Genomic DNA, 12212 nt, shown 5'->3' with positions numbered 1-12212 from the left:
ATTTGTACATGCTTAAACAAGTGAAAATGTACATGATCATCTTGACATTTACACTTTATCCTTTTTTAATAGAAACTTAGGAGCCGCAACCCTTGAATGGTTTTCTTATCTCGGTATGCAGTCCGCTTCTTATGCCCTTATCAAAATTTTACAAGCAGCTGCAAATGAAGATGTAACGAAAGATTTAAATAAAATTAACGTCCCAACAAAAATCTTCCACGGCGTTCACGACCAACTAATTCCTTACAAAAGTGCTGAGCTTACGCAACAACGAATTAAAAATTCTCAGTTACATGCTCTTACAAATAGTGGCCATGGTTCACCAATCGATCAAGCGGATGACTTAAATAAAGAACTGATAAAATTTTTACAGGCATAACAACTGCAATACAAGAATGAAAGTTAACATAATCGTTTTTTTACAAAACATAAAATTCACACATTTCTCACAAACACACAAATAAAACGATTACATTTTCATATATACTAAATGTACAAGTAATACTCCCTAAACCCAGCTTGTCTGGTTACCCCGTTAAATACTATGAAAAAAGAACTTGTATCGTTATACAAGTTCTTTTTGTTTCTTTTATTTAAAGAGGATATCTTTACTATATTGATTTCCAACGAGTAAATCATATTGAAGCATTTTATATTGCTCTAACATTTCTTTTTGTTTCTTTGTTAAATCATTGATTACTTCTCCATTTTTATCAACTTTTAATTCATCTCTAAGCACTGGTATTTCCTTGTAAAGTTCCGATAAAAATTGATAAAATAAGGATTTATTTAATCCTGTATAATCAAAAATAAGATTAGAAAAATGGATTGGGCTTACTAAACCTAAATTATCATTTGGCATATCAAAGTTTGCATACATTAATAGCGGCGTTTGCGCCATTGATAAACGTTCACTCGGTGTTTTTTCATTCGTTATATACCCATTTTCTTTATAAAAAGATTTATTTGTTCCTAATGATGGAAGATGATCTCCAAAGAATACTAATAATGTAGGTCTGTCTAAATTATCTAGTTGCTCTATTAAATATTGAAGAGCCTCATCTGAACGTCTTAATCCTTCTGTATATGTCTCTAATTCTCCCTTTGATTCTTCATTTTCTAGACCGCTAATTTCTATTAGGTTTTCACCAAATCGGCCCTCTGTAAATGGAAAATGATTTTGCATCGTAACTGCATGAATAAATGTAGGTTGTTTTTGTTTCTCTAACTCAGCAATTATCTCTTTACTCATCGCTAAATCACTAATATAATCTCCATCAATATCCACATTTTCCATCGTGTCATCTGCATTAAACTTATCAAATCCTAACACCTTATATACATCATCACGTTTAAAAAATGTGCGACCAAATGAATGAATTGCACTTGTGTAATAACCTTCTTTTTTCAACGCCGTAGGGATTGATGGAATTTCTTTCTTATTTGTAATAACCTGCTGATATGGTATAGAACCTGGCTTTAACAAACTCATTGAATAGCTCGTTAATGCCTCAAATTCAACGTTCGCTGTATTTCCCCCAAATGTAGGAGAAATAGTTTGTCCACCAGGAAAGTTTTCTATATAATGATGTAAATTTGGTACAGGATCTTCACTAAATGAAAGGTTGGTTACTTTCGTCGGATCCCAAAACGATTCACTCATTACAAAAATAATATTCGGTTTCTCTTTTTTCTTTTCGTTCCCTATATTTCCACTATATTGTTTTTTTATATCGTTTGCTATTTGAAGCATATTTTCTTTAGAATAATTTTTTGGTTTTTCCATAACTGTTGTATCTAAATTGCTAATAAACCCTAGTACAAAACCATTTGAAGCATAGTTCTCATTTTGATTCCACAAAACAAAATCTACACCTGACTTTTGAAATACTTTATTCATAAATGTATTCGCAAAATTACCGTACGCATATAGAACAAAAATAGATCCTACTACTAATAAAGCTCTTATTCCTAGATGAATCTTTACATTTTGAATATATCTTCTCATATATATCCCTGCAACAATACAAGCTACGATACTTAAGATAATGACAAAAATATAACTCCAGCTAAAATAGTCCATCACCATCGGTATAACAGATTGCATATGCGTAATTTGTGTGAAATCAGAAGGATATAACGGATCACCCCTGAAAATAAGCTTCAAATAATTCACAATACCTAAAATGACTAACGTACAGCTCGTTAAAACCATACTTAGAAAAACCTTACCTATTAAATTATATACAAGAATATATATTGCATAAATTACTACAACACTTAATATAAACTGCATATTATAAATGTAAATCCAATTCATTGTCTCTATGAAACTCATATTAACTTGCATGACAATATAAAATAATGCTACTGTATGAGCTAGCAAAAATAATATAAAATGCACTCTCAGGGATGCCTTACATATAGACATCTCTTTTTTATTGAAATGTGTAATATAAAATGTTATGCCCCATATGAAAATCATCATAACACTTAAAACAAGCTTTTGATTTAAATGATCTTTCATCGTGTCTAAATTAAAAACCTTTAAAATCATAAACAGCATAGTTATTACTAATAAAGTTACCATACTACTTATAATGCTAGAAATTAATATATTTCTTTTTGGAAGATGAAAAAGTGTAGAACCATATTTCAATTCATTCCCTCGTTTCTATGTATTAATTTCACCCCGCATCGTAAAAACTATTTCTATTAAAATAACATATATCCTATATTTCGTCTGCAAACTTGCTTCTTCTATAAATATATTTCCTTAATACTTCCTTAATCAATAGTTAAATTGTGGTATACAAATTACTCATTCTTGAAAAACTTAATTTCAGCATTCCACTTTATGATATAATAACTATGTTTTGGAAATCCTTAATACTATTAAAGATTTCACATAAAAATACGAAAGAATTAATAAAAAAGGAGTTGCTCATTTTTGCTTACTAAGTTTAAGAGTTTGCCTAAAGCGGTATATGCAATTTTGGCGCTGTCTTTCCTGTTGCACGTTTTTTGTTTAGTAAAACAGCCAGGATTAGATGGAGAGTTAGTCAAAGTAACATATGGTGCAAATGATGCCTTTAACTATTCGTTAACAGCTGAACAACTATTAAAACATGGTGTATTTGGTTATGTGTATTTAGAACCTAGTGAAGTTCCAGGGAAAAATGCATATATCACACCAGGTCAGCCATTACTATTAGCTGGCGCTATGATTATTTCTGATATTACATCAATTCCTTACTATTACGTAGCAACTGTTATTAACATGATCATGAACCTTTGCACAGTGCTATTAGTATTCTTAATAGGAAAAGAATTGTTCGAAAAAAACATTTATGGAATTGTTGCAAGTATTTTATATGCTATTTATCCAAGTAACTATACATACTTCCGTACATTGCTAACAGAAATTCCATCCATATTCTTATTGGCGTTATGTGTATATGTATTTGTTCTCGCATGGAAATACAATAAAGTGAAATTCCATATATGGTTTGGAATTGTCGTTTCAATCTTACTTATGTTCCGTCCAAATCCAGCTCCAATGATGCTCATTCCTGTTCTTGTTGTGTTATTTACATATGGATTTAAAGACTCCATTCGAATCGGATTGTTATGGCTTATCGGACCTTTCTTTATTATTGGCGCATGGGTTGTTCGTAACTACTTAGCACTCAACCAATTTATTTTATTCTCAACCCAAGGTGCAGATCCACTAATTGCCGGTGCAGATCCATTTAATAAAATTGGATATGAAAATATAGTAAATGAAATGAGAGCTAAAGGCTTAGATGACAAAGGTGCATACGCAAAAGAATTAATCAAGAACGGATTTAAGACGGACTTCACTTATTGGTTCTCTTGGTTCACTGTCGGTAAAACAATTGAATTATTCAAAACAGCTCCTGCTGTAGACCAATACCGTATTCACAACTTTATGCAACTATGTCATAGAGTGTTTATCCTCGGTACATTCTTGAGCAGCTTCTGCTTCATGCTAAATTCATTTAAACATAAACGCGTTATGATGCTAGTAGCAAGTTCTATTATTTACATTATCTTCTCAAACTTATTCTTAGCAATTAATCGCTATGGATTTTTCATTAATCCTCTTATGTGCTTAATTCTTGCATACGGATTAATTCACATTGTGCAGAAGCTTCCATTCTTCCGCACTAAGCAAGCATAATAAGAAAGAGGTCGCCCACCGTTGGACGACCTCTTTCTTATTACCCCACACTTTGCACACGGCCAATTTGTCCATTCTGTAATCACACTTTAATTCCGTATGTATGTTTTTCTGTATTTGTGAAAATATCTTTCACAACACCACTCACTGTTTTTCTTATAAATGCTCATTTTTAATTACTATAACGAAAAGAACCTGCCACAAGACAGATTCTTTTCGTTATTTTATGATAAAAGAGAAAATGATTAGCATGTGTATTATATAAAAGGAAGCAGCCATATTTTCCATACGATACATACGAGTACTATAATTACAAAATCAAAAAAATCTAATCTCGGACCTTTTTTCATATTCATATGTAGCCACATATGAAACCATTTTATTTTTGTATATTTATGGATGTTTTTCTTTGCAAATCGGTAAATAAGCATTTGCATGATAAAAAATCCGGCCACAAAAATAAATAATAAGATGAGAAATCCAATCACAAAATTCCTCCTATTTTTGTAGCGTTTTTTCTACTATCCGATTTTTCAAAACCCACTCTTCAAACTGGGCACTTCCAAATTCCCAGCTAAGATCGCGAGCATGTACAGAAAAAACGTAATGACCAGCATATTCGTCCATAAATCTCCCTAACTCTACATCGTCTTTCTGAATACCGTATACTCCAAAATTAAAATACACATCCCATACGTCTTCATTCTTCCTCTTATAAGCAATCGATTCCATATCACATTCTGTCCCGAAATAATCAAGATGTAAATGTACGCTATCATCGTATTCGCACTCCATTTTATCACCCCTTATATTTGTACTTCTTTACCACCCAAAAAATTCCTGCTATCTACACTCACATATGGGCACTTACCTACATATCATGCTTGTAGAGTGACTTCTAGGAGGTGTTATATAGTGAAAAAATTAATCGCGATTTTTTGCATCATGTTACTAGCTGTTTTTACTTTTGCTGCTTGTAGTAGTAAAAAAGAAGGTACGAAAGAACAAACTCAAAACATTCGCGTCGGCGAAGTTACCCATTCTCTCTTCTATGCCCCATTATATGTTGGGATTGAAAAAGGATTTTTTAAAGATGAAGGACTAAATATTGACCTACAAACAACAGCTGGTGGCGATAAAACGATGACCGCCCTATTATCTGGCGGAATTGATATTGCTCTCGTCGGTTCTGAAACGTCTATTTACGTTCATCAACAAGGAGCGAAAGACCCTGTCATTAACTTCGCACAGCTTACACAAACAGATGGGACATTTTTAGTTTCACGTAAAAAACTAGACTCTTTTAATTGGAATGATGTAAAAGGTGTTACGTTTTTAGGACAGCGTAAAGGCGGCATGCCGCAAATGGTGGGGGAATATGTTTTAAAGAAAAACGGCATTGATCCTCATAAAGATACAAACTTAATTCAAAATATCGAGTTTGCTAATATTGCAAATGCCTTCGCATCTGGTACTGGAGAGTTTGTACAGCTCTTTGAACCGACTGCAAGTATACTTGAGAAAGAAGGTAAAGGTTATATCGTCGCTTCATTCGGAAATGAATCTGGTACTGTTCCTTATACAACGTTCATGGCAAAAGAAAGTTTCTTAAAGAAAGATAAAGCTGCTGCTGAAAAGTTCACACGTGCGCTCTATAAAGCACAACAATGGGTTGATACACATAGTCCAGAAGAAATTGCTGATGCCGTTTCCCCGCTATTTAAAGACACTTCAAAAGACATAACAGTAAAAGTAATTGAACGGTACAAAAAGCAACATTCTTATGCAACAAATCCACTATTAGATGCGGAAGAATGGAAACAGCTCCAAACTATTATGAAAGACGCTGGTGAATTACAAAAAGAAGTCCCACATGAAGCGCTCGTCAATACAAAAATTGCCGAAAGCGTTATTAAGAAATAGAGGCGAAGGGTATGAGTTTTTTACAAATACGTAACGTTTCTCACTGTTTTTTTGCAAAAGAGAATGCCAAACTTATTCTCGAAGATATGAGCTTACAAGTGGAAGAAGGCGAATTTATTTCTATACTCGGTCCAAGTGGTTGCGGTAAAACAACGCTCCTCTCAATCATTGCTGGGCTACTTGATCCAATTGACGGTATCGTCTTTTTAGATGGTGAACCGATTACAACGAAAACATCATCTATGGGATATATGTTGCAACAAGATTACTTATTCCCTTGGAAAACGATTGAAGAAAATATTATGCTCGGACTTCATATTCGAAAGATTTATGATGAGCAGATGAAAGAACATACTTTAAACCTTTTAAAACAAGTCGGTCTGCATGGTGTAGAAGAACAATATCCTCGTGAACTATCCGGCGGTATGCGTCAACGTGCCGCTCTCGTTCGAACATTAGCGACTGATCCGAAAATTTTATTACTAGATGAACCATTCTCCGCACTCGATTATCAAACGAAGTTAAAACTAGAAGAACTCGTTTTCAACTTACTAAATAAATATAAGAAAACATCACTACTTGTTACTCACGATATTGAAGAAGCGATTGCGATGAGTGATCGTATTTATTTACTGCAAGCGAATCCCGGAAAAATCGCAAAAACCTTTATCGTCCCGGAAAGTATCCGTTCTTTATCACCGTTAGAAGCACGCCATCACTACGATTTCCCAGCCCTCTTTCAAGATATATGGAAGGAGCTGGAACGACTTGGATAATATCAAACAACTACATGAACAATTTCGAAAGAACGAACGCAGACGCGCTTGGATTGCTCGCTCGCTACAACTTTTACTACTTATTCTTTTCTTTGCACTATGGGAAATAGCTAGTAAAAAAGAATGGATTGATCCTTTACTCTTTAGCTCTCCTTCGAGTATTTGGGATCTCTTCTTAACGAAATGGATCGACGGTTCACTTTGGGTCCACATATGGACGACATTACTGGAAACAGGAGTAGGCTTCATTCTCGGAACAGTACTTGGTGCTATTATTGCCACGTTCCTTTGGTGGATGCCACTTCTAGCCCGCGTACTTGATCCTTATCTCGTCGTCCTAAATGCAATGCCAAAAGTTGCACTCGGTCCAATCATCATCGTTATTTTCGGTCCAAACATTTCATCTTCTATCGCAATGGGAGTAATCATTTCCATCATCATTACCATTCTCGTTATTTACAGTGCATTTCAAGAAGTCGATTCTAACTATATAAAAGTGATGGACACATTTGGTGCAAATAAATGGCAATGTTATAAGCAAGTCGTTCTCCCTGCATCTTTTCCAGCAATTATCTCAACGTTAAAAGTAAACGTTGGTTTATCCTGGGTCGGTGTTATTTTCGGAGAACTTCTCGTTTCCAAACAAGGACTTGGCTACTTAATTAGCTACGGATTCCAAGTCTTTAACTTCACACTCGTCTTACTTAGCGTACTACTCACATGTGTTCTTGCAACTCTTATGTATGTATTTGTTGAGGCATTTGAAAAAATTCTAATTGGAAAAAGAAAAAGAAGCTGACTCAAAACAGTGCGCTATAGTCAGCTTCTTTCTTTTACCTTTTATCACACATTTTCGTTTCATTTGTAATGTTTCCATCCGCAACCGTAACTGTATGGAAACAGTCTTTCACACGTACTGTAACGACATTATCTTTTCGATCTATCACATGATAATCATTAAACTTTTCATTCAAAGCACTACGAATTTGCTCCCCTTCAAAAATCGGAAAACCGTGAGACATTACCCAAATGAGACCAGCAACAGCAAGAATCGTTTTCATACGTTTCATTACCTCCTCGAGAGTAAAATTATAGTCCCTACAACACGCGCATTATAATTGTGTCTAAATTGTGACATTTTTATACTAATTCTCTTTTATGCCTCCAGTTCCTTCTTCTTTTTAATTAAAATGCAGAATTTTCAATTTTATCAACATAAGAAAAAACGCAAAGAATTAAAAATTCTTCACGCTTTTCTTTAACGAAACTATATCGAAAGCATAACTCACATTAGTCTCCACTTTGTTGTTCTATCGTTTTTGAAACATCATATAATCCCGACAGCACTTCCGCTCTCATTTTTACAAGCTCAGGAAACTGATAGAAGAAAGCAATTTTCTTATATTTTAACTCTGTACCTTCTTTCACCTTTTTTGAATCTTGTAAAATGAACGCTGTAAATGTATCTGCGATATCTTCCGTTACATTTGTTGTTCCATATAGTGATACAAAATCATCATGCTTTTCTTTATAAAATTCAATTTGTGCCTCTTCACTTTCTTCTACTTTCTTTTCTGTCCACTCTTGCTCAATTGGTTTCCAAAATTCATTATAAAATTGGTTAATATACGAACTTTTTCTCACACATCCATTTTTCACGAACACCGTTTTACATTTATTTCGATATGATGAAATGTCTTTCTCTTCATCAAACGCCTCTAAATACTTTCTATCCACTGGTACTTGTTTATGTCCAATCGTTAATACGTGAGCCGTTTCATGAATTAATGTTTTCATCACTTCATCTATATTCACCCCAGAATCAAGCACATCTAAACTAAGCACCCAATCTCTCGGGTCATCCATACTTGGCATGACATGGGCAACAACGCCATCATAACCATCTGTTATTAGACCAAATCCTGTTATATTCTCACGATATTTCACTGGGACGAGAGTGCGATACATGTCCCATAAGGTTTCATGATACTCTCTATCTTGTCGCTGACTTAACAAATCATCTTTTGCTACTTCGTCATCTGCAAAAACTTTATTCAATCTCTTACGATCCAATTTTTCAAAATAAGGATCTACAATTTCATCATCATCGATATAATAAGAAGCTAAAAAAAAGTAATTGTCATCCTCTTCTTTTTTCTGTTCCGCCTCTTTCATATTCATACTTTCATACTCTTCTATGTCATAATCCTCTACTTTTTCAAGTTCTGAAAGTCCCTCTATCTTTTTATATACTTTTTGTAATGTTTTATCTCCTATTTGCGTGCAATCTTCTTCTGTTTTACAAATTTCTTTTTCTTTCGTAACCTCGATAGCACTATCGCATCCTGCAACTAAACTGCTTGCTATAATACAACACACTAACTTGCCATACAGTTTCTTCATACAATCCCCCATTATTCCATTCTACAAAATATCATAATCATTTTTTTGTGAATATGCGATAATTAATTATAAAGTGAAACTTTAATCAGTGGGGATTTTGTTCATCCCCCACTGATTATCAGCCCTCACCAATCGGGCGTTTACGGGCAGCAGGGCCCCCACCTAACTTCTTTGCTTCCGCTGAATTTTGAGGTGGGGGTCTTACTGCCCGGCAAATAGCGGGATAAAAACTGTAAGGAGGTTTCCCATGATTCGTGCAATCTTATTCGACTTAGATGGAACACTATTAGATCGGCGCCAATCTTTAGAACAATTTATTTGTGAGCAATATAATCGCTTCTCCTCACATTTGATGAGTATAGAGAAATCAGAGTATTGTTCTCGATTTCTTGAACTCGATAATAATGGCTATACGTGGAAGGATAAAGTATATGCTACTCTCCTTTCCGAATACAACATTACTACTTTAACGCAAGAGCAACTGCTACACGACTATATTACAAACTTCCAACATCATTGTATTCCTTTCAAAAACACGCATGAACTACTTCAACAATTAAAACAGCGAAACATTAAAATTGGTATTATCACAAATGGTTTTACTGAATTTCAGATGAGCAACCTTCGAGCACTACATATACATACGTATACAAACACCATTCTCGTTTCAGAAGCTGAAGGAATTAAAAAACCTCACCCTGAAATTTTCGAACGTGCTTTGCAAAAACTAGATGTTAAGGCAGAAGAATGTCTTTATGTTGGAGATCATCCAGAAAACGATGTGCTTGGTTCTGAACAAGTAGGAATTCTTGGTGTTTGGAAAAAAGATTCGTTTTGGGGTGATTTTAAGCATTCACGTATCGTAGATGATTTGTTGGAGGTGCTTTCGTTTTTAGAGGTGGAGCTTAAACGGTAAACTGTTGCTTACTTGGTTAATCTATAACTAGAAATTTTTTATAAAACTGTACGTTGATAAGATGTGCTTCCCTTATTTTAGCTTCTATCTCATGAATTTTTTTCTATTCTCTTCCCATTCTTTCTACTTATAAAAAAAGCCTAGCATTTATGCTACGGCTTCCTACTTTATGTTCTTTAAAATGTTGCGTAATCCACAAAGATTTTCTCCTCTTTTATATAAAATTAGGATTAATAGAAGAATCTATATTTATATATTCTTTTTTGCATTGTACGAAACAAAGTCTATAAACATATCCGTAATACCAACTTTAACTTTAATTTTACTTTTCGTTTTTATCATAAAGAAAATTGTATTCCATTACTAGGTGTCATAATTTTACACTGTAGAAATCCATTTCATCTGTAATAGAAAAACCTGCGCTTCTGTATAGACGGATTGCTTGTTCATTATCTGCATTCACACAAATAGAAATTTCTTCTACTTTTACAAAGCTAAATAATTCATACAATCCATAGTTTAAAAGTTTTAAGCCAATCCCTTTATTTCGCACTGAAGGATGGACGGCAATGTATTCTATATTTCCCTCTTTAAATTCCAGGCTCCCTTCAATATAAATATACCCTAACAAAAGGCCTTCTTTCTTAAAAACGAATAATTTATTTTCCTCATTTATTCTATTAATAATTGCTTCTCCACTATAATAAGTATCTGGAAATACTTTATCATGTAACTTAATAAAACTTTCATAAAACCCAGATGTAATTGGTTCTATTACTAAACTAGGATAATACACGAAATTTGAGGGGTGTATTTTTAAAATCACATGTTTTCCTTGTTTATCCACAACTAAATCGTTCATAAATTTTTTTACATTTTTATTTTTCCTATTAAAAAAACCATTAAATGTATGTACACTTCCTTCCAATTTGGATACTCCTATTTTCCACAGCTTTGCTGCTAGCCTTTCCCACTGCTCTTCTTTATGAATAAAAGGTCCCCAAATTTCAGCTGTTTTAGTGTCACTATCTACATCAAAACCAAGTGCTCCAACAATTTCTAAATCCTCATACAGAATAGTAAACGATTTTTCAAAACTACAGTCAGAAAATTCATTTTCTAAAGTGCTTTTTATTTCATCCTTTTGTATCCCACAATAACCAACATGATATTCTGGTATTTGATTTAAAGTCGCAATATAAGAAGCTAATTTAGTTAACTCTCTGTTTTCTCTCTTATACTTAGTCATCTATTCTTCTCCTTTATCTAGTAATGTCCAAATAGACCTTTGTTTTTAGCGATTTTTTCGCATCTCCAAAATACAATTAATCCTATAACTAAATAGATACATGCATTTACTATAAGAAATAATAACTCTGCTCCCCCAATAGAGAACAATGATTTTTTATTTATGGCTATATCCCTAATCAATTGTAACCCTAACATAAACGGACCGTATTTTAGGAAGGGAGCTACCGTTAACGGAATAAATGTCAGACCCATAATAATAAATTGAAATAATTGTAAGATGTAATCCACCTGTTTTAAAATCATTGTAATTCCAGCTATCGCATAACCAATTCCAAATACGCCTATTAATGTAATACATAAAATAGGTAATATAGAAATTAAATCAATATTTAGCCATTGATTTGCTGTTAACATAGCACCAAATAACAAAAAAGATATAGTCACCAAATTAATTAATATTGTGCTTATCATCCTTGTAAGTAATATAAAAGAAAGTTTATACGGTGTTAAATATAGCTGTTCTAATGTTCCTTGTCCTGCCTCATTCGATATCTCCCAACCGATTCCTTGTGTTACCGTTAAAATAAGAAACCAAAAAACATAATTTAAAATTACCAACTGTATGTTATGCTCTATTGTATTAGGATCACCAACTAAAGTTATACCTAAAAAAAATCCAAGAAAAACCAAGTAAAATATAACCAATTCACTTATTGTGTTAGGAAGATAGCGTAACATA

At 33.5% G+C, this 12212-nt stretch carries 12 protein-coding genes and 2 pseudogenes; 6 read left to right on the top strand and 8 right to left on the bottom strand.

Annotated features, from left to right (window positions below; genetic code table 11):
- Positions 1 to 49 precede the first annotated feature (49 nt).
- Positions 50 to 379 (top strand): annotated as a pseudogene (locus tag ACODS7_RS15925) (alpha/beta fold hydrolase); the annotation flags it as partial.
- 210 nt (positions 380 to 589) lie between these two features.
- On the opposite strand, the gene ACODS7_RS15920 reads toward ACODS7_RS15925, so the two are convergent.
- Entirely contained in the window at positions 590 to 2659 is a 2070-nt protein-coding gene (locus tag ACODS7_RS15920) for an LTA synthase family protein (RefSeq protein WP_029443471.1), read from the bottom strand.
- Positions 2660 to 2950: 291 nt separating this feature from the next.
- Between ACODS7_RS15920 and ACODS7_RS15915 the strand changes: the two genes are divergently transcribed.
- The gene (locus tag ACODS7_RS15915) at positions 2951 to 4204 is read left to right on the top strand and encodes a glycosyltransferase family 39 protein (protein ID WP_243168588.1); all 1254 of its coding nucleotides are present in this window, start codon (positions 2951 to 2953) and stop codon (positions 4202 to 4204) included.
- Between the two features lie 82 nt (positions 4205 to 4286).
- On the opposite strand, the pseudogene ACODS7_RS15910 reads toward ACODS7_RS15915, so the two are convergent.
- The 3 genes and pseudogenes from ACODS7_RS15910 to ACODS7_RS15900 all read right to left on the bottom strand — a co-directional run.
- Positions 4287 to 4358: pseudogene (locus tag ACODS7_RS15910) on the bottom strand (DUF2196 domain-containing protein); the annotation flags it as partial.
- Between the two features lie 103 nt (positions 4359 to 4461).
- On the bottom strand, positions 4462 to 4692 hold the full coding sequence (locus tag ACODS7_RS15905; RefSeq protein WP_000578980.1) for a hypothetical protein: 231 nt from the start codon (positions 4690 to 4692) through the stop codon (positions 4462 to 4464).
- Positions 4693 to 4702: 10 nt separating this feature from the next.
- Positions 4703 to 4999, bottom strand: a complete 297-nt coding sequence (locus ACODS7_RS15900) for a DUF3986 family protein (RefSeq protein ID WP_243168587.1) — start codon at positions 4997 to 4999, stop codon at positions 4703 to 4705.
- 120 nt (positions 5000 to 5119) lie between these two features.
- Here ACODS7_RS15900 and ACODS7_RS15895 point away from each other — a divergent pair, with 120 nt between their 5' ends.
- The 3 genes from ACODS7_RS15895 to ACODS7_RS15885 are packed head-to-tail and all read left to right on the top strand — an operon-like array spanning position 5120 to position 7702.
- Complete coding sequence (locus tag ACODS7_RS15895; RefSeq protein ID WP_000733140.1) at positions 5120 to 6127, top strand: ABC transporter substrate-binding protein; 1008 nt, start codon at positions 5120 to 5122, stop codon at positions 6125 to 6127.
- Between the two features lie 11 nt (positions 6128 to 6138).
- A complete protein-coding gene (locus ACODS7_RS15890) occupies positions 6139 to 6903 on the top strand; it encodes an ABC transporter ATP-binding protein (RefSeq protein ID WP_000009022.1) in 765 nt (254 codons plus the stop codon).
- Positions 6896 to 7702 carry an ABC transporter permease gene (locus tag ACODS7_RS15885; RefSeq protein ID WP_000368798.1) on the top strand — a complete coding sequence of 269 codons (807 nt, stop codon included), beginning with the start codon at positions 6896 to 6898 and terminating at the stop codon, positions 7700 to 7702. Before ACODS7_RS15890 ends, ACODS7_RS15885 begins: the two co-directional genes overlap by 8 nt.
- A gap of 34 nt (positions 7703 to 7736) precedes the next feature.
- On the opposite strand, the gene ACODS7_RS15880 is transcribed toward ACODS7_RS15885, so the two are convergent.
- Both ACODS7_RS15880 and ACODS7_RS15875 read right to left on the bottom strand, forming a co-directional pair.
- On the bottom strand, positions 7737 to 7964 hold the full coding sequence (locus tag ACODS7_RS15880) for a hypothetical protein (RefSeq protein ID WP_000849112.1): 228 nt from the start codon (positions 7962 to 7964) through the stop codon (positions 7737 to 7739).
- A gap of 229 nt (positions 7965 to 8193) precedes the next feature.
- On the bottom strand, positions 8194 to 9306 hold the full coding sequence (locus ACODS7_RS15875) for a hypothetical protein (protein ID WP_029443472.1): 1113 nt from the start codon (positions 9304 to 9306) through the stop codon (positions 8194 to 8196).
- 247 nt (positions 9307 to 9553) lie between these two features.
- Here ACODS7_RS15875 and ACODS7_RS15870 point away from each other — a divergent pair, with 247 nt between their 5' ends.
- Complete coding sequence (locus ACODS7_RS15870) at positions 9554 to 10222, top strand: HAD family hydrolase (protein ID WP_029443473.1); 669 nt, start codon at positions 9554 to 9556, stop codon at positions 10220 to 10222.
- A gap of 370 nt (positions 10223 to 10592) precedes the next feature.
- Here the strand turns inward: ACODS7_RS15870 and ACODS7_RS15865 are convergent, their stop codons facing one another.
- Entirely contained in the window at positions 10593 to 11471 is an 879-nt protein-coding gene (locus ACODS7_RS15865; protein WP_061667122.1) for a GNAT family N-acetyltransferase, read from the bottom strand.
- Positions 11472 to 11488: 17 nt separating this feature from the next.
- Positions 11489 to 12091 (bottom strand): ABC transporter permease, encoded by a 603-nt coding sequence (locus ACODS7_RS15860; protein WP_254905504.1) that lies wholly within the window; start codon positions 12089 to 12091, stop codon positions 11489 to 11491.
- Positions 12092 to 12212: the final 121 nt, after the last annotated feature.

The sequence above is a fragment of the Bacillus sp. FG16 genome (assembly GCF_057809515.1).
The sequence above is the reverse complement of the archived record's forward strand: the minus strand, read 5'-3'. Positions and strand labels throughout refer to the sequence as shown.

Coding starts and splice junctions, on each gene's coding strand:
- ACODS7_RS15900 (WP_243168587.1), bottom strand. CDS start 4,999: ATGGAGTGCGAATACGATGATAGCGTACATTTACATCTTGATTATTTC.
- ACODS7_RS15890 (WP_000009022.1), top strand. CDS start 6,139: ATGAGTTTTTTACAAATACGTAACGTTTCTCACTGTTTTTTTGCAAAA.
- ACODS7_RS15880 (WP_000849112.1), bottom strand. CDS start 7,964: ATGAAAACGATTCTTGCTGTTGCTGGTCTCATTTGGGTAATGTCTCAC.
- ACODS7_RS15875 (WP_029443472.1), bottom strand. CDS start 9,306: ATGAAGAAACTGTATGGCAAGTTAGTGTGTTGTATTATAGCAAGCAGT.
- ACODS7_RS15870 (WP_029443473.1), top strand. CDS start 9,554: ATGATTCGTGCAATCTTATTCGACTTAGATGGAACACTATTAGATCGG.
- ACODS7_RS15865 (WP_061667122.1), bottom strand. CDS start 11,471: ATGACTAAGTATAAGAGAGAAAACAGAGAGTTAACTAAATTAGCTTCT.